The sequence below is a fragment of the Kitasatospora sp. NPDC059577 genome (assembly GCF_042735475.1).
Lineage (GTDB): Bacteria > Actinomycetota > Actinomycetes > Streptomycetales > Streptomycetaceae > Kitasatospora.
Map to the genome: position 1 here is coordinate 4,769 of NZ_JBHWBZ010000061.1, position 22,071 is coordinate 26,839.

General features: G+C 73.8%; 19 protein-coding genes and 1 riboswitch. Of the genes, 8 read left to right on the forward strand and 11 right to left on the reverse strand.

Going from position 1 to position 22,071, the window contains the following annotated elements:
- Positions 1-200: 200 nt before the first annotated feature.
- Together ACFV0O_RS33485 and ACFV0O_RS33490 are read right to left on the reverse strand one after the other, a co-directional pair.
- Complete coding sequence (locus tag ACFV0O_RS33485; protein ID WP_030256473.1) at positions 201-392, reverse strand: DUF5999 family protein; 192 nt, start codon at positions 390-392, stop codon at positions 201-203.
- Between the two features lie 419 nt (positions 393-811).
- A complete protein-coding gene (locus ACFV0O_RS33490; protein ID WP_380347515.1) occupies positions 812-1,384 on the reverse strand; it encodes a hypothetical protein in 573 nt (190 codons plus the stop codon).
- A gap of 382 nt (positions 1,385-1,766) precedes the next feature.
- On the opposite strand from ACFV0O_RS33490, the gene ACFV0O_RS33495 reads away from it, so the two are divergent.
- Positions 1,767-3,272 (forward strand): glutamate--cysteine ligase, encoded by a 1,506-nt coding sequence (locus tag ACFV0O_RS33495; protein ID WP_380347516.1) that lies wholly within the window; start codon positions 1,767-1,769, stop codon positions 3,270-3,272.
- A gap of 105 nt (positions 3,273-3,377) precedes the next feature.
- On the forward strand, positions 3,378-4,166 hold the full coding sequence (locus tag ACFV0O_RS33500) for a CPBP family intramembrane glutamic endopeptidase (RefSeq protein WP_380347517.1): 789 nt from the start codon (positions 3,378-3,380) through the stop codon (positions 4,164-4,166).
- Here the strand turns inward: ACFV0O_RS33500 and ACFV0O_RS33505 are convergent.
- The 6 genes from ACFV0O_RS33505 to ACFV0O_RS33530 all read right to left on the reverse strand — a co-directional run bounded on the left by ACFV0O_RS33505 (position 4,144) and on the right by ACFV0O_RS33530 (position 9,864).
- Positions 4,144-4,701, reverse strand: a complete 558-nt coding sequence (locus tag ACFV0O_RS33505; RefSeq protein ID WP_380347518.1) for an HAD domain-containing protein — start codon at positions 4,699-4,701, stop codon at positions 4,144-4,146. The two genes, ACFV0O_RS33500 and ACFV0O_RS33505, sit on opposite strands and share 23 nt — an antisense overlap.
- Before the next feature lie 98 nt (positions 4,702-4,799).
- Positions 4,800-6,068, reverse strand: a complete 1,269-nt coding sequence (locus ACFV0O_RS33510; RefSeq protein ID WP_380347519.1) for an MFS transporter — start codon at positions 6,066-6,068, stop codon at positions 4,800-4,802.
- Positions 6,069-6,176: 108 nt separating this feature from the next.
- On the reverse strand, positions 6,177-6,878 hold the full coding sequence (locus tag ACFV0O_RS33515) for an alpha/beta fold hydrolase (RefSeq protein WP_360258012.1): 702 nt from the start codon (positions 6,876-6,878) through the stop codon (positions 6,177-6,179).
- 57 nt (positions 6,879-6,935) lie between these two features.
- Positions 6,936-8,348, reverse strand: coding sequence for a sugar porter family MFS transporter (locus tag ACFV0O_RS33520; RefSeq protein ID WP_380347520.1), 1,413 nt, complete (start codon positions 8,346-8,348; stop codon positions 6,936-6,938).
- 128 nt (positions 8,349-8,476) lie between these two features.
- Entirely contained in the window at positions 8,477-9,181 is a 705-nt protein-coding gene (locus ACFV0O_RS33525) for an FMN-binding negative transcriptional regulator (protein WP_380347521.1), read from the reverse strand.
- Positions 9,182-9,195: 14 nt separating this feature from the next.
- Positions 9,196-9,864 carry a pyridoxamine 5'-phosphate oxidase family protein gene (locus ACFV0O_RS33530; protein ID WP_360258018.1) on the reverse strand — a complete coding sequence of 223 codons (669 nt, stop codon included), beginning with the start codon at positions 9,862-9,864 and terminating at the stop codon, positions 9,196-9,198.
- Between the two features lie 34 nt (positions 9,865-9,898).
- Between ACFV0O_RS33530 and ACFV0O_RS33535 the strand changes: the two genes are divergently transcribed.
- A complete protein-coding gene (locus tag ACFV0O_RS33535) occupies positions 9,899-11,236 on the forward strand; it encodes an aminotransferase class I/II-fold pyridoxal phosphate-dependent enzyme (RefSeq protein ID WP_380347522.1) in 1,338 nt (445 codons plus the stop codon).
- A 228-nt stretch (positions 11,237-11,464) separates the two neighbouring features.
- A complete protein-coding gene (locus tag ACFV0O_RS33540; protein WP_380347523.1) occupies positions 11,465-12,667 on the forward strand; it encodes a GDSL-type esterase/lipase family protein in 1,203 nt (400 codons plus the stop codon).
- Between the two features lie 222 nt (positions 12,668-12,889).
- On the opposite strand, the gene ACFV0O_RS33545 is transcribed toward ACFV0O_RS33540, so the two are convergent.
- Complete coding sequence (locus ACFV0O_RS33545) at positions 12,890-14,248, reverse strand: NAD(P)/FAD-dependent oxidoreductase (RefSeq protein WP_360258025.1); 1,359 nt, start codon at positions 14,246-14,248, stop codon at positions 12,890-12,892.
- 202 nt (positions 14,249-14,450) lie between these two features.
- On the opposite strand from ACFV0O_RS33545, the gene ACFV0O_RS33550 reads away from it, so the two are divergent.
- From ACFV0O_RS33550 to ACFV0O_RS33560, 3 genes are all read left to right on the forward strand, one after another.
- Positions 14,451-15,206 (forward strand): HipA family kinase, encoded by a 756-nt coding sequence (locus ACFV0O_RS33550; protein ID WP_380347524.1) that lies wholly within the window; start codon positions 14,451-14,453, stop codon positions 15,204-15,206.
- A complete protein-coding gene (locus ACFV0O_RS33555) occupies positions 15,203-15,619 on the forward strand; it encodes a DUF3037 domain-containing protein (protein WP_360258030.1) in 417 nt (138 codons plus the stop codon). Before ACFV0O_RS33550 ends, ACFV0O_RS33555 begins: the two co-directional genes overlap by 4 nt.
- A gap of 104 nt (positions 15,620-15,723) precedes the next feature.
- Positions 15,724-16,179 (forward strand): MarR family winged helix-turn-helix transcriptional regulator, encoded by a 456-nt coding sequence (locus ACFV0O_RS33560; RefSeq protein WP_380347525.1) that lies wholly within the window; start codon positions 15,724-15,726, stop codon positions 16,177-16,179.
- Positions 16,180-16,294: 115 nt separating this feature from the next.
- Here ACFV0O_RS33560 and ACFV0O_RS33565 read toward each other — a convergent pair whose 3' ends face one another.
- Positions 16,295-18,448: a HelD family protein gene (locus ACFV0O_RS33565; protein WP_380347526.1), complete on the reverse strand. Its 2,154-nt coding sequence runs from the start codon at positions 18,446-18,448 to the stop codon at positions 16,295-16,297.
- A gap of 118 nt (positions 18,449-18,566) precedes the next feature.
- Here ACFV0O_RS33565 and purB point away from each other — a divergent pair, with 118 nt between their 5' ends.
- Entirely contained in the window at positions 18,567-19,997 is a 1,431-nt protein-coding gene (gene purB / locus ACFV0O_RS33570) for an adenylosuccinate lyase (RefSeq protein ID WP_360258037.1), read from the forward strand.
- Between the two features lie 40 nt (positions 19,998-20,037).
- Here the strand turns inward: purB and ACFV0O_RS33575 are convergent, their stop codons facing one another.
- Positions 20,038-21,573, reverse strand: coding sequence for an MFS transporter (locus ACFV0O_RS33575; RefSeq protein WP_380347527.1), 1,536 nt, complete (start codon positions 21,571-21,573; stop codon positions 20,038-20,040).
- A gap of 314 nt (positions 21,574-21,887) precedes the next feature.
- Positions 21,888-22,070, forward strand: a riboswitch (cyclic di-AMP (ydaO/yuaA leader).
- Position 22,071 lies beyond the last annotated feature (1 nt).

Below are 22,071 nucleotides of genomic sequence, written 5' to 3' on the forward strand. Positions count from 1 at the left end.
GTTGGCTTTGTTTTTTTTTTACAGACCACGCGGCTACACCGCCACCGACGGCGGGGGCGGGGCCGCCCCGGGGGGCGGGGGGCGCCCGCACGTTCGGCAGGGCCCCGGCGGAACTCTCCGCCGGGGCCCTGCCCGTACCGTGACGGCTCGGCCGGCCGCGCCGGTGGTGTGGCCGGCCGGTCGCGTGGTCGGGCCGGTGGTCAGGCCGCGTGGGCGACGGGGCGGCGCGGGGCGATCACCCTGCCGTCCGGCAGCAACTCTCCGGTGTCCTCGAAGAGCACGACGCCGTTGCAGAGCAGGCTCCAGCCCTGCTCCGGGTGGCAGGCCACCGACACGGCCGCCTCGCGGTCCTCGGATTCGGCCGACGGGCACTCAGGACGGTGCTGGCACATACGCGTACCCTCGCTTCGCTCTGCGATCCTCCCCGTGGTGCGGTCGCCGGAGGTCGTGCCGTCCCGGGGGCCGCCGCGGTAGCCGGATCCTGTCCGCACGCCGACCAGGTGTTGACCGGCGCTCAAGTGGGTAGGACAGGTGGTCCTTCCACGCTGGTTCCCAGTGTCGGCATCTGCGGACGTGCGCGCAGGCATTTCGTGACACGCGCCACAACTCCCGCGCATAGATCACCCGTTCAGGTGGGGCCGGGGGGAGAACGCGCACCGGTGGGTCAGCCGGGGGATGGCCCGATCAGGCCATGGCGGATGCCCCGTTCGAGTGCTCTCTGTTCGGGTGACGTTCCCCGGGCGCGGGAGGTGCGGACACGGCGGAGGGCCGCCGGGCGGGTGGTCCGGCGGCCCGTGCGGGTGCGGGTGGTTCAGGAGGTGCCGAGCAGCAGCGGCCTGGCGAGCGGTGCCCGGGCGAGCAGCGGCAGCAGCTCGGCGGCGGGGTAGGCGCGGTGGGCGGTGACGCCGAGCGGGGCGGGGGCGAGCGGGATCAGCAGGTCGCCGGCCGGGCCGGTGTCGGGGCTGTGCAGCCAGAGCGCCGTCGCGTACTGGCCCGGGAAGGTCAGGAGCCGGGGCTGCCGGCGGATCCGGGAGCTCTGGGCGAGTTGCCAGGCCTCGCGCAGCGCCCGGACCGTCGAGTCGAGGTAGGGGCCGGCGGTGAAGTGGGAGAAGGTGTGGCCCTCGACGGCCTGTACCACTTCGGCGGCGGCGGCGACGTCGGCGCCGTCCTTGACCAGGAAGCGCCACCCGGTGCGGCGGGCGGCGGGGAGCTCGGGGCGCGGGCCGTCCAGGACGTGCACCGCGAGCGGATGCGCGGGGACCAGGGTGCCGGCCGGACGACGCAGCGCTGCGGCGGCGGGCTGGCGCAGCGCGGTCTCCGAGTCGAGTGCGCCCAGGACCGCGCGCAGGGCGCTCGGCGGGGGCTGTGGGGTCTGCAGAGTCATGGCGGGGTCCGCCTCTCCAAGCGAGATCGGCGTTGCGAGTGCGGCATACCGGCATGGCGCGGCGCGTCATCGGTGACGGGGGCTGGCCGGGTCCGGTTGTGCAGGATCGCGGTGCCGGCGCGGTCGCCGCCCTCGACGAGGGCTTCGGGGCGGGAACGTTCCGGCCGGCGCGCTGTGCGAATTCCATCGAACAGAAGCGCAGGGTGATCTGTTTATCACAGGCCGTGGCGCCGGGCAAGTCTGCAGATGGTCTGAAATTCCGTCAGATGCCTTGCATTGCAAGCCAGTACAAGCATTCGGGTATCGATCTTCGAGGTGGGCATGATGCTTGCACGGTCGGTCGGCCGGGTGGCTCAACGGGGTGTCTCAGGAGGAGGGGACCGTGGGCGAGAAGGTCGTGGCGACTCGGGCGGATCTGGCGGACCGGCAGCTGTACCGGCGCAAGCTCCAGGCCTGTCAGGAGGCGCTGGGGCGGATGCTGCGGGAGGACCGCTTCGACCGGCCGCGGGCGGTGATGGGACTGGAGATCGAGCTCAACCTCGCCGACGAGCAGGGCCTGCCGGCCATGAACAACGCCCAGGTGCTGAGCGAGATCGGCTCCAGCGACTTCCAGACCGAGCTGGGCAAGTTCAACATCGAGGTCAACATCACGCCGCACCGGCTCTGCGGGCACGTCTTCGAGGAGCTGCGCGAGGAGATCGACACCGGGCTGCGCTACGCCGACCGGAGGGCCGCCGAAGCGGGCGCCCGGATCGTCATGGTGGGCATCCTGCCGACGCTGGAGCACGGCCACACCGGGCTCGACGCGATGAGCCACAACCAGCGGTACACCCTGCTCAGCGACCAGATCCTGGCCGCCCGCGGGGAGGAGATCGCACTCGACATCGAGGGCGTCGAACACCTCCAGCTGGAGTCCATCACCATGGTCGCCGAGGCCGCCGCGACCTCGCTGCAACTGCACCTCCAGGTGACCCCGGAGCGCTTCTCCTCGGTGTGGAACGCGGCCCAGGCGCTCTGCGGGCCGCAGCTCGCGCTGGGGGCGAACTCCCCGTTCCTGTTCGGGCGGGAGCTGTGGCGGGAGACCCGCCCGGTGCTCTTCCAGCAGGCCTGCGACACCCGTTCGGCGGAGCTCAAGGCGCAGGGCGTGCGCCCGATCACCTGGTTCGGCGAGCGCTGGGTGGACTCGGCGTACGACCTGTTCGAGGAGAACCTGCGCTACTTCCCCGCGCTGCTGCCGATCTGCGACGACGAGGACCCGCTGAAGGTGCTGGCCTCCGGCGGCGCGCCCAAGCTCGCCGAGATGCGGCTGCACAACGGCACCATCTACCGCTGGAACCGGCCGATCTACGACGTCTCGGGCGGGGTGGCGCACCTGCGGGTGGAGAACCGGGCGCTGCCGGCCGGGCCGACGGTGGCCGACACACTGGCCAACGCCGCCTTCTACTACGGGCTGGTGCGGGTGCTCGCCGAGCAGCCCCGGCCGGTCTGGACCCGGCTGCCCTTCGAGCGGGCGGACGAGAACTTCCGGCAGGGCGCCCGGTACGGCATCGACGCGGTGTTCCAGTGGCCGCGCCCCGGACGAGCCGGACGCGGCAGCGGCCTGCAGACGGTGTCCGCCGTCGACCTGGTGCTGGGCGAGCTGCTGCCGATGGCCTACCAGGGCCTCGACGCCTGGGGCGTGGAGCCGGCCGACCGGGACCGCTACCTGGGCATCATCGAGCAGCGCTGCTTGCGCCGCACCAACGGCGCGGCCTGGCAGAGCGCGACCTTCCACCGGCTGCGCGAGCACTACGGGATGGACCGGCCCGCGGCGCTCGCGGCGATGACCCGGCGCTACGCCGAACACATGCGCGGCGGGGAGCCGGTGCACACCTGGCCGGTCGGCTGAGCCCCGCACGCACCGGGCCGGTCGGGTGACCGGGCCGCTGTGTCAGGATGATCGCTCCGGCGGTCGGCCGACGGCCGGAGCGACCGCCCGTCCGCTGGAGCCCCCGTGACCGCAGTCCCGACCGAGCCGCAGGCCGCGCAGCCCACCCGCCGTCAGCTCGGGGCGGAGCTGCTGATCGTCCTCGGCCTCTCGCTCGGGGCCAGCGGGATCGGCGCGCTGATCAGCTTCGCGGGCTCGCTCACCGAGCCGATCAAGCTCGGCCAGCAGGTCGCCACGCTGAACGGCTCGCGGGCGCCCGGACGGCCCTGGCTGGACCTGGTCTGGCAGCTGTACTACATCGGGCGCGGCCTGATGCCGGTGGTACTGGTCGGCTACCTGCTGGTGCGCGAGGGCGTCACGCTGAAGGTGCTGGGTTTCGACCTCGGGCAGAAGCTGCGCGACCTCGGCCGGGGTGCGGCCGTCGCGGCGGCGATCGGCGGGTCCGGGCTGGCGCTGTACCTGGCCTCGCAGGCGGCCGGGTACAACCTGACGGTGGCGCCCTCGGGGCTGCCGGACGTCTGGTGGCGGGTGCCCGTGCTGGTGCTGTCGGCCTGGCAGAACGCCATCCTGGAGGAGGTCGTCGTCCTCGGCTACCTGCTGCGCCGGGTGGGGCAGTGGGGGTGGTCCTGGCCGGCCGCGGTGGTGGTCAGTTCGGTGCTGCGCGGCTCGTACCACCTGTACCAGGGGGTCGGCGGGCTGGTCGGCAACATGGTGATGGGGGCGGTGTTCTGCCTGCTGTACCGGCGCTGGGGGCGGGTGATGCCGCTGGTGGTGGCGCACGCGCTGATCGACACGGTGGCCTTCGTCGGGTACGCGCTGCTCGCCGGTCACGTCAGCTGGCTGCCGACCGCCTGACCGCCCCGTCCTCGGGAGCTCGGCCTTTGGTCGGGACGGCCCGGCGGCGCGGCGGGCGGGCCAGCAGGCGGTCGACGTGCCGGCGCTCCAGGCCCTGGCCGGGGTCGATCGGCAGCAGCAGGCGGTCGCGGCGCCAGAGCGACCTGCGGACCAGCCGGGCGGGGATCACGTCGTCCACCCAGGCGAACGGGCGGCCCCCGGCGTAGCGCAGCAGCGGGGCCCACTTCGCGGCGGAGAACAGCTCCATCAACGGGACGCGCGGATCGCCGGGCTGCGGGACGTAGCCGGCGAGGCGGACCACCGGGAGCGGGTCCAGACCGATCAGCGGGGCGACGTGGGTGTTGGCGTGCTCCTCCCAGGTGGTGGCCCAGACCAGCTCGTACGTCCCGGCGAGTTCGCGCAGCCACGCGCCGTGCCGGGTGGAGAGCAGGACGGAGTAGCCGAACAGAGCGTGGGTGTCGAACCCGGCGTCCGGATCGGGACAGACGGGGTTCAGCACCCCGTCGACGTCCAGGAACAGCAGTGGCTTCGGCACCGGTGGCCCCCCGAGCGGTGGTGTTTCCTACCCTCTCGGACGACCCACCCGTCCCGTTGGTTGCCCACCGTCAGGCGCACGCGGGGCGCACGGGGCGCTCACGGTGCGGGCACGGGCTCGGTGGCGGGCACCGGTGCGTCGGTGCTGCTCCGGCGGCTCAACCGGCGCACCTGCGGCTCCAGCAGGACCGCCGCGCTGAGCACCAGGCAGGCGACGGCGCAGGTCCAGAGCGCGCCGCCGAGACCGAGCGCCACGGCGGCCGGGCCGGCCAGCGCGGTGCCGACCGGGGCGAGCGAGTAGGAGCCCAGCTCGTCGTACGCGGAGACCCGGGAGAACATCTCCTCCGGGATCTCCTGCCGGAGCGCGACCATCCAGTTGACGCCGAAGACGGTGACGCCGACGCCGGAGAGGAACATCGCGGCGACCAGCAGCGGCAGCGGCACCGCGGCGGCCAGGGCCAGAGCGGGCAGGCCGAACAGGAACACCCCCCAGTTGCCGGCCAGCAGGATCCGGCGGGGCCGCCAGCGCGCCATCAGCAGGCCGGTGGCCACCAGGCCGACGCCGTAGGCGGACATCACCAGGCCCCAGGCGCCCGCGCCGCCGAGCCGCTCCTCGGCGACGGCCGGCCCGTACACCGACTCGACCGCGCCGACGCAGGCGACCAGGACGGAGAACTGCAGCACGATCACCCGGAGCCAGCGGCGGGAGACGAACTCCTGCCAGCCCTCGCGCAGGTCCCGCAGCATGCTGCCGCCGGAGGGGGCGGGGGACTTCTCCGGCTCCAGGAAGAAGCGCAGTGCGGCGGCGACCAGGAAGCACAGGGCGTCCAGGGCGAGCACCCAGCCGGGGCCGACGGCGGCGGTGAGCGCTCCGCCGAGGGCTGCGCCGCCGATCTGGGAGGCGTTCTGACCCATCCGGAAGACCGAGAAGGCGCGGGCCGCGTGCTCCTCGGGGACGGCCTGCATGATCATGCCGCCGGAGGCGGGGGAGTAGAGCGCGTAGCCGGCGCCGCCGGCGGCGGAGAGCAGCAGCAGCTGCCAGAGCTGCGCGTTCCCGGCCAGGACCAGGGCGGCCAGCACGGCCTGGGAGGCACCGCTGAACAGGTTGGCGGCGACCATGATCCGGTGGCGGGGCAGCCGGTCGGCGAGGGCGCCGCCGAGGACCAGGAGCAGCACGGTGGGCAGCAGCCGGGCGGCGGTGACGTAGCCGACGTCGGTGGTGGAGCCGCCGTTGCCGAGGACGGCGAAGGCGGTGGCGATGGGGGCGCCGGCGTTGCCCAGGCCACTGATCACCGTGGCGGCGGTCTGGATGCGGAAGTTGCGGCTCGCCCAGGAGGATCGGCGCGGGCGCGTGGGTGGGGTGGGCACCCGGCGACTATGGCGGGAGTCCGTACAGGTGTCCATCGGGTTTTCGCACCTGACGGTCCGGCCCGCAGCGGGTGGCCCGGACGGCACCCGGCGGGCCGGCCGGTCGGCTCAGCCGAGGTGACCCCGGAGGAAGGTGAGGGTGCGGCTCCAGGCGATCCCGGCCTGGAGCGGGTCGTACGTGCCGAGCAGGTCCTCGTCGTTCATGAAGGCGTGACCGGCCGGGTAGAAGTGGATCTCGGGGCGGACGTCGGTGGCCTCGCCGATCCGGATCGCGGCCTCGTCCACGGCGGCCATCGGGATCGAGCCGTCCAGTTCGCCGAAGTGGCCGAGGACGTGGGCGGTCAGGCCGCGGTAGTCGAAGTCGGGGTCGGGCGGGAGGCCGTAGAAGGGCACCACGGCGGCCACCCGGTCGCCGGCCCGGGCGGCCAGCAGCAGGGCGAAACCGCCGCCCATGCAGAAGCCGACCACCCCCACGGCGTCGCCGACCACGCCGTCCAGTGAGAGCAGGTGGTCGACGGCCCCGGCGAGGTCCTCGACGGCCCGCTCGACGGGGAGTTCGCGCTTGAGCCCGGCCGCCTCGGCGGGGTCGTGGGTGGTCGCGCCGCCGAACAGGTCGGGGGCGAGGACGGTGAAGCCCTCGGCGGCGAAGCGGTCGGCCACGGTGGCGACGTGCGAGGTGAGCCCCCACCACTCCTGCACCACCACCAGACCGGGCCCGGCGCCCTGCGGCGGGTGGGCCAGGTACCCGTGCGCGGTGCGGCCGTTGCTCGGGAAGGTGACGTTCTGCCGGGAGCTGCCCTGGTCAGGCATGGCTTCCTCTCCGTGGGTCGGGCCGCGAGCGGCGGGGGTTCGAGGGGACGGGCGGGGTCAGCCCATCTCCTCCAGGGCGCGGCCCTTGGTCTCCTTGATGAAGAAGGCCACGAACGGGATGGAGAGCAGTGCGAAGCAGGCGTAGATGACGTACGTCGCCGAGAGGTTCCAGTCGGCGAGGTCCGGGAAGCTGACGGTGATCGCCCAGTTGGCGATCCACTGGGCCGACGCGGCGACGGACAGCGCGAGCGCGCGGATCCGGTTGGGGAACATCTCGCCGAGCAGGACCCAGACCACGACGCCCCAGGAGAAGGCGAAGCAGAACACGAAGACGTGCGCGGCGATCAGGGCGACGACCGCGTGGGTGTTGTCCAGGGTCGCGGAGTCGCCGGTGCCCTGCCGGAAGGAGAACGCCCAGGCGGCGGTGCCGAGCGCGGCCGCCATGCCGATCGAGCCGGCCAGGGCGAGTGGCTTGCGGCCGATCCGGTCCACCAGGACCATCGCGATCACCGTACCGATCACGTTGACGATCGAGGTGGAGAGGCTGATCAGCAGCGAGTTGGACTCGTTGATGCCGACGGACTGCCAGAGGAAGGACGAGTAGTAGAAGATCACGTTGATGCCGACGAACTGCTGGAACGCCGAGGCGCCGATGCCGATCCAGACGATCGGCAGCAGCCCGAAGCGGCCGCCGAGCAGGTCCTTGATCCGGGGCTTGTGGGAGGACTCCAGCACCGCGCGGATCTCCGCCACCCGGGAGTCGAGGTCCACGCCCTCGCCCTCGACCTCGACCAGCACCGTGCGGGCCTGCTCCTCGCGGTGGTCGGCGATCAGGAAGCGCGGCGACTCCGGGATGGCGAGCGCCATCAGGCCGTACACCAGGGCGGGGATGGTCTCCACGCCGAGCATCCACTGCCAGGCCTGGATGCCGCCGAGGTGGCCGGTGGACTCACCCCCGGCGGCCTGGTTGAGCGCCCAGTTGGCGAGCTGGGAGACGGTGATGCCGAGCACGATCGCCATCTGCTGGAAGGAGGCCAGCCGGCCGCGGTAGGCGGTCGGCGCGACCTCGGCGATGTAGGTGGGCGCGATCACCGAGGCGATGCCGATCGCGATGCCGCCGACCACGCGCCAGGTGGCGAGGGCCTCGATGTTCGGCGGGAACATCGAGCCGATGCCGCTGGCTGCGAACAGCACGGCGGCCAGCAGCATCGTGCGCACCCGGCCCAGGTGGTCGGCGAGCCGGCCGGCGATCACCGCGCCGACCGCCGAGCCCAGCAACGCGATCGCCACCACGAAGGCGGTGGTGCCGTGGCCCACCTCGAAGTGCTTCTGGATGCCCGTCACGGCGCCGTTGATCACCGCGCTGTCGTAGCCGAACAGGAATCCGCCCATGGCGGCGGCCGCCGAAATGAAGATCACGTGGCCGAGGTGAGCCTCGCCGGACACCCGCCGGCCGTTGACTGAGGACACGCGCGCTCCCGGGGAGGACGGGCCCGCTCTGACGGCGAGTGGGCAGGGCTCGCCTCACATTCGAGCAGCGCCAGGCCCGCCCTGCCCGTGTTCGGGGCCGATTCCGGGGCCGATCGGGTGACGCGGGGTCAGTCGGCGGCGCGCGGCGCGACGGCGCGCCGGGTGGCGGTGCGGGCGTCGCCGGCCGGTGGAGCGGTGGTGCGCCGCTGGTGACGGCGGAGCAGCTGAGTGCGGGCGGCGGCGTACTGGTCGCGGCCGCGCCCGCCGTCGTCGGCGCGCTCGGCGAGGCGGTCGGCCATCGCGTGCTGTGCCTCGGCGGGCTTCTTGTCGTCGTACTTGAACTTGGCCCGCACCTCGTCCACGGTCAGCCGGAGTCCGCGCAGACCGGGCAGTTGACGGGCCAGCTCCCCGCTGCCGGGCACCACCCGGACCTCCGGCGTCTCGGGCTGGAAGTGCGCCAGCTGGCGGTTGAGGATCTCGGCCTTGCCGGCCGCGGACTCCACGACCTCGGCGGTGCAGTGGAAGTGGACCGAGGCGTAGTAGCTGGTCGGCGTGCCCGGGGCGCCGCGCCAGTGGCCCGGGGCGAAGGCGTAGCCGTCGGTGACCGCGAGGGTGACCTTGGGGTCGGCCCGGACGGCGGCCAGCAGCGGGTTGGGCGCGGCCAGGTGGAGCAGGATCTCGCCGTGTTCGGCGTCCAGCAGGAAGTGCGTCGGGACGAGCACCGGGCCCTCGCCGGGGGCGCCGTTGGCGGCGAGCAGGCCGAAGTCGCGGCCCTCGGCGAGCCAGGCGCGCCACTCGTCCTCGTCGCCGCGGTCCCAGGATCTGATCAGCATCGGGGTGTTCCTCGTCAGTGGGGGTAGCGGCGCAGGTGCGCGGGGAGCGGTGCGGTGCCGTCGTGCGGGACGGGGGTGCCGTGCACGGTGGTGACCGGGATCAGGCCGGACCAGTGCGGCAGGTCGGCGTCCTCCGGGTCGTCGTCGGCGTCGTCCGCGCGGGTCTTGGCGGAGACCTCGTCCAGCTCCAGGCGGAGGACGGCCGTCGCGGCGAGCTCCTTGGCGTTGGCCGGGCGGACCTCGGCGGACCGGCCGGGGACCGCGTGGTCGACCAGGGCGGCCAGTGCGACGTCCAGTTCCTCGGGGTCGGTGACCTGGTGCGCGGTGCCGTGGGCGACGACCGAGCGGAAGTTCACCGAGTGGTTGAACGCGGACTTGGTCAGCACCAGCGCGTCGACCTGGGTGACGGTGACGCAGACCGGCATGCCCTGCTCGCCGGAGGCACCGCGCATCGGCCGACTGCCGGTGGAGCCGTGGACGTAGAGCCGGCTGCCGACCCGGGCGTAGATCGTCGGCAGGACCACGGGGGCGCCGTCGGCCACGAAGCCGAGGTGGCAGACGTAGGCGCTGTCGAGGATGGCGTGGATCTCCGCCTGCTCCCAGGTGGCCCGGTCCTTGTAGCGGGTGGGGGTGGTCCTGGGGGTGCGGGAGTAGGTCGGCGGGCCTTCCGGGGCGTCTGACATGACAACCTCTATGTACTAGTGCATAATCGTCTTTGTGCTAGGAGACTATCCGCTGAAAGGGCGACGCGCCAGCGAAATCGCGGCGCACATCGAGCAGGGCGTGAGCAGCGGAATGCTCGCCCCCGGAACCGCGCTGCCCCCGCTGCGCGACCTCGCCGCCGAACTCGGCGTCAACCCCAACACCGTCGCCGCCGCCTACCGCCTGCTGCGCGACCGCGGCGTGATCGAGACGGCCGGCCGCAAGGGCAGCAGGATCCTCCCCAGGCCCGCGCTCGTCCCGCGGGACCAGATCAGCATCCCCGTCCCCCCGCACGCCCGGGACCTCTCCACCGGCAACCCCGACCCGGCGCTGCTGCCCGACCTCGGACCCGCCCTCGCTGCAGCCGCCGCGGCCGCCCGCGCCGAACCGGTGCTCTACGGACACCCGGCCGTCGCCCCGGACCTGCTGGCGCTCGCCCGCGCCTCCTTCGAGGCCGACGGCCTGCCCGGCGGACCGATCGTCGTCGCCTCCGGCTCGCTCGACACCGTCGAGCGCATCCTCGGCGCCCGGCTGCGCGCCGGCGACGCGGTGGCCGTCGAGGACCCGGGCTGGGGCAGCCTGCTCGACCTGCTGCCCGCGATGGGCCTGCGGCAGCTGCCCGTCCGGCTGGACGACGAGGGGCCGCTGCCGCAGTCGCTCGCGGCGGCGCTGGCCGAGGGTGCCCGGGCGGTGGTGGTCACCAGTCGGGCGCAGAACCCGACCGGTGCGGCGCTCACCGCACGCCGGGCCGAGGAGCTGAAGGCCGTCCTGGCCGAGCACCCCGGGGTGCTGCTGATCGAGGACGACCACGGGCACGGCATGGTCGACCAGCCGTACCACCCGCTGGTCGGTGCCGGGTCGCGGCACTGGGCGGTGGTGCGTTCGGCCGCCAAGGCGTACGGGCCCGACCTGCGGGTCTCGGTGGCGGTCGGTGACGCGGAGACGATCGGGCGGGTCGCCGGACGGCTGCGGCTGGGCGCCGGCTGGGTCAGCGAGCTGCTGCAGCGCACCGTCGCCGAGCTGTGGCGCGCCGACGCGGCGCCGGTCGCGCGGGTGGCCGCCACCTATGGGGCCCGGCGGGACGCGCTGCTGGGCGAGCTGGCGGCGCGCGGGATCGAGGCGCACGGCCGGAGCGGGCTGAACGTCTGGGTGCCGGTGCCGGACGAGACCTCGGCGCTGGCGGCACTGGTGCAGCGCGGCTGGGTCGCGGCGCCCGGGGCGCGGTACCGGATCCAGTCGCCGCCCGGGCTGCGGTTCACCACGGCGCGGCTGGAGCCGGAGCAGGCCCGGGCGCTGGCGGAGGACCTGGCGGCGGTGCTGGGGGCGGACGGGGGCCGATCGCGGCTGGTGTGACGCCCGGGGAGTCCTGTGGCCGGTGTGAATCGCAGGCGGCATCCCGGGATCCGGTTGCCGGTCTGGTCTGAACCCGGCGGTAACAAAAGCGGAAACCTGCTGCAGATACCTAGCGGTAACAGGCGGGGGCATGTCATCTTCATCGCGCCACCGGCCGGCGGCCCACCCTCACCAAGGCGTCTTCCCGTTCCCCATGCCACGGGGAGACCGAGCCGCAGGAGTTCCGCCGTGCCCGAAAACAGTTCGAGCATCACCCGCAGCGCGCCTCGACTCGGACGGCGGCTGCTCGCCGCAGCCGCCGCCCTCCCGCTCGCCGCCGCGGGTCTGGCCGTCGCCGCACCGGCCTCCGCGGCCCCCGCCGCCCCGGCCGCCGTACCCTCCGGCCCCACCGCCAGCGTCACGCTCGGCGACAGCTACATCTCCGGCGAGGCCGGCCGCTGGAAGGGCAACTCGGCCGGTACCAGCGGCAGCCGCAACGGCAGCGACCGCGCCTGGACCGGCAGCTCGTACGACCCCTCGCGGGTCTACGGCGCCACGGCGGCGAGCGGCTGCGACCGTTCCGACGTCGCCGAGGTGCTCAGCGCCTCGACCGGCGCCCAGAACGAGATCGACCTGGCCTGCTCCGGCGCCGTCGCCGCCAACGTCTTCCGCGCCTCCAACGGCGGCCAGTCCTTCAAGGGCGAGGCCCCGCAGGCCGACCAACTCGCCGCTGTGGCACGGCAGAACAACGTCAAGCTGATCACCCTGTCGATCGGCGGCAACGACCTGGGCTTCGCCGACATCATCTCCACCTGCGTGCAGGACTACCTGATCTGGTACTCGTACTGCCACGACTCGGCGCAGTCCCAGATCGACGACAAGATGCCCGCCGCGATGGCCGGCGTCGGCAAGGCCGTCGACGAGGTCCGCGCCGTGATGGCCGACGCGGGCTACGCCCAGTCGGACTACCGGCTGGTGCTGCAGTCCTACCCGTCGCCGATCCCGCGCGGCGCGGAGATGCGGTACCCGGAGAGCGGCTGGACCCGCTCCAACACCGGCGGCTGCCCGTTCTGGGACGGGGACGCCGACTGGGCCCGCGACTCGATGGTCCCGCAGATCTCCCAGGCGCTGGCCGGCGTCGCCGCCTCCAAGGGGGCGCAGTTCCTGGACCTGTCGGACATGCTGCAGGGCCGGGAGGTCTGCTCGACGGCCACCAAGCAGCCGACCGCGAGCTCCGGCCCGTCCGCGACCACCAGTGAGTGGGCGCGCTTCCTGGACGGCGGGCTGAACTCCACGCAGGGCGCGCTGCAGGAGTCGATGCACCCCAACTACTACGGCCAGCAGGCGGTCGGGCGCTGCCTGACCCTGCTGTGGGGGCGCCCGAGCGGCGACTACGCGTGCCGCAACACGGCCGGGCAGGACACGAGCGGGATGTACCTGACCGCGCGGTGACGATGCGGTGAGCCCGGCGGTGACCGGATGCCGGCCGGCTGTGGTGCCGGGCGGCCGCGGTGCCGGTAGGTTGCCGGCGCGTGCTTCGGCGCCCCCGCGGAATCGGTCGCGGGGGCGCCGGGGCGCCGGGGCGTCGGCGGCGTGGTGGCCGGTGCGCCGGTCGGAGCGGTCGTCGTCCCGGTCGGGTCGCGCCGGCCGGGACGCGCCGCGGGGACGCCAGGGTCAGCCCTTGGCGAGCAGGGACTGGGCGTGGGCCCGAACCTGATCCTTCGTCAGATAGGCGTCGGTGTACTCGAAGTCACGCAGCCGGGCGGGCTGGCGGGCCAGGAAGCCGGTGCGGACGAAGTCGTCCCCGGCGGTCGCGTTGAGCAGCCAGTTGGCACCCACCCGGAACTTGGCCACGTTGGTGCGCATCGCCATCATGTGGTAGCCGCGGGCGACCAGCTGGGCGGGCACCCCGCGCAGCTCCACGCCGACCGGCTTGGAGACCGCGTCCTTGCCGCCCAGGTCGACCACCAGGCCCAAGTCCTTGTGGTAGTAGGGCTCCAGGGGCTGGTTGCGGAGCGAGGCGATCACGTTGTTCGCCACCACCCGGCCCTGCCGGGCGGAGTGCTGGGCGGTCGGCGGGCAGACCGCGCCGTCGCCCTTCGCCAGGTCGGGCACGGCGGCGGCGTCGCCGAGCGCGAAGACGCCCTCGAACTGCGGCACCCGCATCTCCGCCGTCACGGCGAGCCGGCCGCGCACCGTCTCGGCGTCCAGCGTGCCGATCAGCGGGCTCGCGGCCACCCCGGCCGTCCAGATCAGGGTGCGGCTGGGGAGCACCCGGCCGTCCGTGAACTTGACCGACTCGGCGCCGACTTCGGCCACCGAGACCCCCAGCGACACCTCGATGCCGCGCCCCCGCAGGACCTCCAGGGCCGCCTGGCCGAGCGCGTCGCCGAGCTCCGGCATCAGCTTCGGCGCGATGTCGATCAGGTGCCACTTGATCTGCCGGGCGTCGAGCCGCGGGTAGCGGTGGGTGGCGGCAGTGGTCAGGCGCTGCAGGCAGGCGGCCGTCTCGGTGCCCGCGTAGCCGCCGCCGACCACCACGAACTGCAGCCGGGACTCGCGCTCCCGCTGGTCCAGGGTGGCCGAGGCGAGGTCGAGTTGGGCGATCACGTGGTCGCGGACGTAGGTCGCCTCGGCGAGCGTCTTCATGCCGCGGGCGTAGTCGGTCAGGCCCGGGATGTCGAAGGTGCGGGTGACGCTGCCGGGGGCGAGGACCAGGATGTCGTACTTCTGCGCGACCACCTCGTCGGTGATCTTGCGGATCACGCACACCCGGGAGGCCGGGTCCACGCCGATGGCGCCGCCGGGGACGATGTGGGTGCGGCGCAGCGAGCGGCGCAGGGACACGGCCACGGACTGCGGGGTGAGGACGCCGGCGGCGACGTGCGGGAGGAGGGGGAGGTAGAGCTGGTAACTGAACGGCGTGACCAGCGAGATCTCGGCCTCCGAGGGTGACAGCTTGCGTTCGAGGCGGCGGGCGCACTCCAGTCCGGCGAAGCCACCGCCCACGATCAGGATCCGAGGTCGTTCCATCGCTCATCCCTTTGCCGTGAAGGTCCCCATTACTGTCCGCCACACTCGCACGGAGCAGCGGGGGCTGCCACCGGGGTGGGGCGGATGAGGGAGGAGGGGGGAGAGGAGGAGGGAGGAGGGAGAGAGGGGGTGCGGCGGGGGCGCGGGTGGTCGCTGCGCCGCGGTGGGGGAGAAGGGGTGGCGGCACCGATAGGCTGTGGGCGTGCTACCCGAGGTGACGGCGATCCGGTACGTGACGCCACTGCGAGAAGGCGGCTCGATGCCGGGCCTGGTCGAGGCCGATGATCGTCGGCTCTACGCGCTGAAATGGGTCGGTGCGGCGCAGGGGCGCAAGGCCCTGGTCGCGGAGGTGCTGGCCGGGGAACTGGGACGGCGGCTCGGGCTGCCGGTGCCGGAGCTGGTGACCGTCGACCTGGACCCGGTGCTCGCGCGCAGCGAGCCGGACCACCAGGTCCAGGACCAGATGCGGGCCAGCGGCGGGACCAACCTCGGGATGGCCTTCGTCAGCGGTGCGCTCAACTTCGACCCGCTCTGCTTCGAGGTCGATCCCGAACTCGCGGGCCGGGTGCTGTGGTTCGACGCGTTCATCGGCAACGTCGACCGGTCCTGGCGCAACCCCAACCTGCTGGTGGCGACCGGCGGGCTGCGGCTGATCGACCACGGCGCGAGCCTGATCTTCCACCACAACTGGCCCGGCGCGGCCGGCTGGGTGCGCCGCCCGTACGACGCCTCGGACCATGCGCTGCTGGGCGCCCGGCCGGACCTGGGGGCGGCCGACAAGGAGCTCGCGCCGCTCGCGGAGGCGGCGGTCGAGGCGGCCGTGGCGCAGATCCCCGACGTCTGGCTGATGGACGAGTTCGGCTTCGACTCGCCCGACGAGGTGCGCGCCGCGTACCGTTCCCAGCTGACCGGGCGACTGGCCGGTCCGCGCGACTGGCTGCCGGAGGTGCCCGCATGACCGATCCGTCGACGCACGTGCTGCCGGTCGCGGTCGAGCTGCACGACTACGAGTACGCCGTGATCCGCGCGGTGCCGCGGGTCGAGCGCGGCGAGTGCGTCAACGTCGGGGTGCTGCTGTACTGCCGGCAGAGTTCGCACCTGGCGGCGCGCACGCACCTGGACCAGGCGCGCCTGCTGGCGCTGGACCCGGTGGTGGACGTGCAGGGCGTGCGGCGGGCGCTGCACGGGATCGAGGCGGTCTGCGCGGGCGGCCCGCAGGCCGGTCCGGCGGCCGGGGACAGCCCCGGGCAGCGGTTCCGGTGGCTGACCGCGCCGCGCAGCGCCATCGTCCAGCCCGGGCCGGTGCACACCGGACTGACCGCCGACCCGGACGCGGAACTGCGGCGGCTGTTCGACCAGCTGGTGCTCTGAGCGGAGGCCCGGAGCGGGCCGGCGGGCGGGGTGTGAGGTGGCTCCCCGACGGTTGCCCCGGTCAAAGCTTGAGTTGCTGAAGCACCTGGTCGTACCCTGACCCCATGGGTTCGACAGCGACGACGACCGTACCGACCAACGCCGAGCTGATGGAGGCGTTGGCCGCCGTGGGCGCCGCGTACTTCCAGGACTTCGCGGCGGCCGCGGCCCGGCACGGGCTCTCCTCCTCGCAGGCCAAGGCGCTGGGCGCGGTGCAGGAGCCGGTGCCGATGCGCGCGCTGGCCGGGCGGCTGGGCTGCGACGCGTCGAACGTCACCGGGATCGTGGACCGGCTGGAGTCGCTGGGCCTGGCCAACCGGGCGGCGGCCGCCGGTGACCGCCGGGTGAAGATCGTGGTGATCACCGCCGAGGGCCGGGAGATCCTCAACCGCATCCGCGGCGAGATGAGCCGCACCCACCAGGCCTTCGAGGCGATGACCGACGAGCAGCGGATCGCCCTGCACTCCATCTGCGGGCAGGTCCTGCCGGTGCTGGCCGGCCGGACCGGCGGCGCGCAGTAGGTTCCGCGCCGCCGGTGCCGTCGGTGCCGGTCGGGTCCGCTGCTCCCGGACCGGTTCCGAGCCGTCCCGAGCCGTTCGGGCCGGTGCCGAGCGGTTCGGGCGGGTGCGGGACCGGTCAGAGCAGTTCGGCGAGTTCCGGCGGCAGCGGTCGGTGGTGGAGCAGGGTGAGCGCGCGGGTCGCCCGGGTGAGGGCGACGTAGCGGTCGCGCGGGGCGAGCGCGGCCGGATCGACCACCACGACCGCGTCGAACTCCAGGCCCTTGGCGGCCGTGACGGTCAGCGCGCCCAGCTCCTCGGCCAGGCCGTCCGGTGCGATGACGCCGGTGGTGCCCGCGGCCGCGGGCAGACGGGCGAGCGCGGCGGCGAAGTCGCCGTCCGGGACGGGGACCGCGCGCGGGTGCTCGCTGCCGGGTCGGACGGACTCGGGCGGCCGCATGCCGGGCTCGGTGGTGCGCAGGACGGCTGCGGCGAGGGCCATGATCGGCTCCGGCGTACGGTAGTTGACGGTCAGCCGTTCCTCACGCCAGCGGCCGGGCAGGTGCGGGTCGAGCATCCCGGCCCAACTGCGGGCGCCGGCCGGGGAGCCGGTCTGGGCGAGGTCGCCGACGATGGTCAGGGAACACGACGGCACCCGGCGCAGGACGGCGCGCCAGGCCATCGCGGACAGTTCCTGCGCCTCGTCCACGACGACGTGGCCGTACGCCCAGGTGCGGTCGGCGGCGGCGCGTTCGGCGGTGGAGCGGTACGGGCCGTCGTCCCGGAAGCGTTCGGCCAGCGCGGCGGAGTCCAACAGGGCGTCGTCGGTCTGCCCGGTGATGGTCAACACTCCTTGGGCAAAGGCGAGTTCGGACTCCTCGTCGGTCTCCTCCGCGGTGGCGGGGGCGGTGTAGGGGGCGGACGGCCCGTCCTCGCCGAGGAGTTCGGCGGCTTCGTCCAGCAGCGGGACGTCCTCGGCCGTCCACGGCGAGCCGGGTCGGCGGAGCAGGGCGGCGGCGTGCTCGGGGGCCACTTCGGCGAGCAACTCGACGTCGCCCAGCAGCCGTTCGAGCAGCTGCTGCGGGGTGAGCCGGGGCCAGAGCGGGTCGAGGGCGGCGCGGACGTCCGCCCGGGCCCACAGTTCGCGCGGGGCGTGGTGCGCCTCCTCCTCGTCGTACGGGCGGCCGAGGGAGAGCGCCTGGGCGATGGCGAGGGCGTCGAGCAGGGTGCGCAGGTAGAAGGCGCGGGCCCGGTTGTGCGGGATCCGCAGGCCGCGGGCGGCGTCCCGGGCCTGGGCGCAGGCCCGGGCGGAGACGGCCAGCCCCTCGCCGAGGTCGAGGCCGTCGGCGGGGGCCGACTGGTGGGCGGCGAGGGCGCGGCGGAGGACTCCGGCCATCCAGGGGCCGCCCTTGGCGACGGCCGCGGCGGGGGCGTCGCTGCCGGTGGCGGCGATGCCGGGGAGGAGCTCGCCGACGGTGCGCAGCACCGCCTCGGCCTCGCCGAGGGCGGGCAGCACCTCGTCGATGTACCGCAGGAAGCCCGGGTTGGGACCGATCACCAGGACGCCGCGGCGCTCCAGCGCGGCGCGGTGGGTGAACAGCAGGTAGGCGGCGCGGTGCAGGGCGGTGAGGGTCTTGCCGGTGCCGGGCCCGCCCTGGACGACGAGCGCGCCGCGCAGCGGGGAGCGGATCACCCGGTCCTGCTCGGTCTGGATGGTGGCGACGGCGCTGCCCATCCGGCCGGTGCGTTCGCGGCCGAGGGCGGCGAGCAGGGCGGCCTCGCCGACGAGCCCGCGCCGGCCGGAGTCGTCCAGTCCGGCGAGGTCGAGCGCCTCGTCGTCCAGGCCGGTGAGGGTGCGGCCGCGGGTGTGCAGGTGGCGGCGGCGGACGACGGGGCCGGGGTCGGCGGGGGTGGCGGTGTAGAAGGGGCGGGCGGCGGGGGCGCGCCAGTCGAGCAGCAGGGGTTCGTACGCCTCGTCGGTCAGGCCGGTGCGGCCGATGTAGTGGACGGTGCCGTCGCGCTCGTCGAGGCGGCCGAAGCAGAGGCCGCGTTCGACGGCGTCGAGCCGGGCGGCGTGGCGGGCGGCTTCGCGGGCGCGCACCGCGCGTTCCAGCCGGGCCTGGTGGGTGCCGCCGGGCCCGGTGCCGTCGTGGGCGCCGTCGGCGGTGCGGTGAGCCCGTTCGCGGACGGTGTCCAGCCGGGCGTAGAGGGTGGTGAGTCGGGCCTGCTCGGTGTGCAGGGCCTCGGCGAGGGCGTCGCCGGAGTGCCCTGCGGTCGCTGGAAGTCCGTTCATTGATGTGGTATCCTTGCGGCGAGAAGGTTCTGGCAACCCGTCTGATGGGCGCTCAATCGGCCGAGCCTACCCCATCCGCCGACGTTCGGCGTGACCTCGGCTGTTACTCTTGCGAAGCGTGAGCGCGAAGCCCCAGATCCCCAATGTCCTGGCCTCCCGGTACGCCTCGGCGACCCTGGCCCAGCTGTGGTCCCCCGAGCACAAGGTGGTCCTTGAGCGCCACCTGTGGCTCGCCGTCCTGAAGGCCCAGCAGGACCTCGGCGTCGAGGTGCCGGCCACCGCCGTCGCCGACTACGAGCGGGTGATCGACCAGGTCGACCTCGGCTCGATCGCCGCCCGTGAGCGGGTCACCCGCCACGACGTGAAGGCCCGTATCGAGGAGTTCAGCGAGCTCGCCGGCCACGAGCAGATCCACAAGGGGATGACCTCCCGCGATCTGACCGAGAACGTCGAGCAGCTGCAGATCCGCCAGTCGCTGGAGCACGTGCGCGACCGCACCGTGGCCGTCCTGGTCCGCCTGGCCAAGCTGTCCGCCCAGCACTCCGAGCTGGTCATGGCCGGCCGTTCGCACAACGTGGCCGCGCAGGCCACCACCCTGGGCAAGCGCTTCGCGTCGATCACCGACGAGCTGCTGGTCGCCTTCCGCCGCCTGGAGGAGCTGATCGCCCGCTACCCGCTGCGCGGGATCAAGGGCCCGGTCGGCACCGCCCAGGACATGCTGGACCTGCTCGGCGGCGACACCGAGAAGCTGGCCGAGCTGGAGCGCCGGGTCGCCGGGCACCTCGGCTTCGAGAACGTGCTGACCAGCGTCGGCCAGGTCTACCCGCGCTCGCTGGACTTCGAGGTGCTCACCGCCCTCGTCCAGCTCGCCGCCGCGCCGTCCAGCCTGGCCAAGACCATCCGCCTGATGGCCGGCCACGAGCTGGTCACGGAGGGCTTCAAGGAGGGCCAGGTCGGCTCCTCCGCGATGCCGCACAAGATGAACACCCGCTCCTGCGAGCGCGTCAACGGCCTGGCCGTCATCCTGCGCGGCTACGCCTCGATGACCGGCGAGCTGGCCGGCGACCAGTGGAACGAGGGCGACGTCTCCTGCTCGGTGGTGCGCCGGGTCGCGCTGCCGGACGCCTTCTTCGCGTTCGACGGCCTGCTGGAGACCTTCCTGACCGTCCTCGACGAGTTCGGCGCCTTCCCCGCCGTGATCGAGGCCGAGCTGGACCGCTACCTGCCGTTCCTCGCCACCACCAAGGTGCTGATGGGCGCGGTGCGCGCGGGCGTCGGCCGGGAGACCGGGCACGAGGTCATCAAGGAGCACGCCGTCGCCTCCGCGCTGGCGATGCGCGCGGGCGCCCGGGAGAACGAGCTGCTGGACCGCCTGGCCGCCGACGAGCGGATCCCGCTCGACCGGGCCGCGCTGGACGCGCTGCTGGCCGACAAGCTCTCCTTCACCGGTGCGGCCGGCGCCCAGGTCGCCGAGGTGGTCCGCCGGGTGGAGGCCGTCGCGGCCGCCTACCCCGAGGCCGCCAAGTACGCGCCGGGCGACATCCTCTGAGGTGCCGCATCCGTTGACGCGCCGCTGATGTGACGCAGCGTCAGCTCTCGGGCGAGGGCCCTGCCGCCGGACCGGTGGCAGGGCCCTCGTGCGTGCGGACGTGGCCCGGGTCGAGCGGCGGGGTGGTGCCGCAGTTCCACTCGCAGTCCGGCTCGGCCACCGGGTGGTCCTCGGGGTCGAGCACGTTGCCGCGGACGGTGGCGAAGGCGATCAGCCCGCCGCCGACCAGCAGGCCCGCGCAGATCAGCATCGCGGTGTGGAAGGCGGCGTCGACCTCGGCCGGCACCCGGTAGGCGTCGCCGCTCAGCCCGGCCAGCGCCGGTAGTGCGGCCACCGCGAGCAGACCGGCCGCCCGGGCGGCGGCGTTGTTGACCCCGCTCGCGATGCCCGCGTGCCGGACCTCGACGGCGGCCAGCACGGTGGCCGTCAGCGGTGCGACCAGCAGGGTCATCCCGCAGCCCATCACCGTGACGGCGGGCAGCACGTCCGTCCAGTAGGAGGAGTCGGCGCCGATCCGCAGCATCAGCAGCACGCCGGCGGCGCACAGCAGCGGGCCGACGGTGAGCGGGATCCGCGGGCCGATCCGCTTCCCCAGGCGCCCGGCGCGCGCCGACAGCGCCAGCATCAGCACGGTGATCGGCACCAGCGCGAAGCCGGAGACCAGCGGGGAGAACCCGGCGACGATCTGCAACTGCACCACCAGCAGGAAGAAGACGCCGCTGAACGCCGCGTACACGCAGAGGGTGACCAGGTTCACGGCGGTGAACAGCCGGGAGGAGAACAGGCCGAGCGGCAGCATCGGCACGGGCGTGCGGCGTTCGACGACCACGAAGGCGGCGCCGAGCACCACGCCGAGCACGCCGCTGATCCAGACCGCGGCGGACACGCCCTCGCCGGCGGCGGTCAGGGCGTAGGTGATCGCGCCGAGGGCGAGCGCGGCGAGGACCGCGCCGAGCGCGTCGAAGCGGCCGGAGGCGCTCTCGTCCCGGCTCTCCGGCACGGACCGGGTGGAGACCGCGATCACGGCCGCCGCGAGCGGCAGGTTCAGCAGGAAGATCCAGCGCCAGCCGGGGCCGTCCACCAGCCAGCCGCCGAGGAAGGGGCCGACCGCGGCCGACACCCCGCCGAGGCCGGACCAGAGGCCGACCGCCGTCGAGCGGTCGTCGGGGTGGAAGACCGCCTGGAGCATGGCGAGCGAGCCGGGGGTGAGCAGCGCCCCGCCGATGCCCTGGACGGCGCGGGCGGCGATCAGCACCTGGATGTTCGGTGCGACGGCGCAGGCCGCGGAGGCGACGGCGAACCAGACCACGCCGATCAGGAAGACCCGGCGCCTGCCGTACCGGTCGCCGAGCGCGCCGCCGAGCAGGATCAGGCCCGCCAGGGTGAGCAGATAGGAGTTCAGCGTCCATTGCAGGGACGCCAGGGAGGCGCCGAGGTCGGCGCCGATCCGGGGCAGGGCGACGTTCACCACGGTGCCGTCGAGCATCGCCATGCTGGAGCCGAGCACCGTCGCCAGTAGTACCCAGCGACCCTGCGCGGTGCCCAGGCGCAGGGTGCCGGCCTCGGAGGTGGCCACGGCCCGATCCTCCGCCCCGTGGGGCGTACGTGACAAGGCTCACCGGTGGTGTGTCGGCGGCGGGGGCGCTGTGTGAGCGGTCGGCTGCGCGCTGTGGCCGACTTCGGCGCAGGGTCGCGGATCAGTGGCTCGGGGTGAATGGATGGTGTACGCACCGTGCTGGGGATCATTCGGAGGGTCACCGCACCCAGGAGGGATCGTTGCGGCTTCAAGAGATCGACATTGCTTCACCCGAACGGATGGGTTTTAGTTCAGCGACCGCCCGGCCAGTCCGGACGGATCCGCCGGGTGGAACGCCGAGTCCTGCCGCTGCCCGGTGGTTCGATCTGAACTCTGTACGGCAGGAGCGGGGGACCCACAGGTAAGTCGCCGGACCGGAGTTCGCGCTTTTCGGAGCGCGGGCGTCCAGGGCCGGCTCGGGGTGAAGCCGCACATGCGGCCGGGCAACTCCAGCCCGAACCCGACAGCTCACCTCGCAGGCGTCGGAGAGGAAACTTC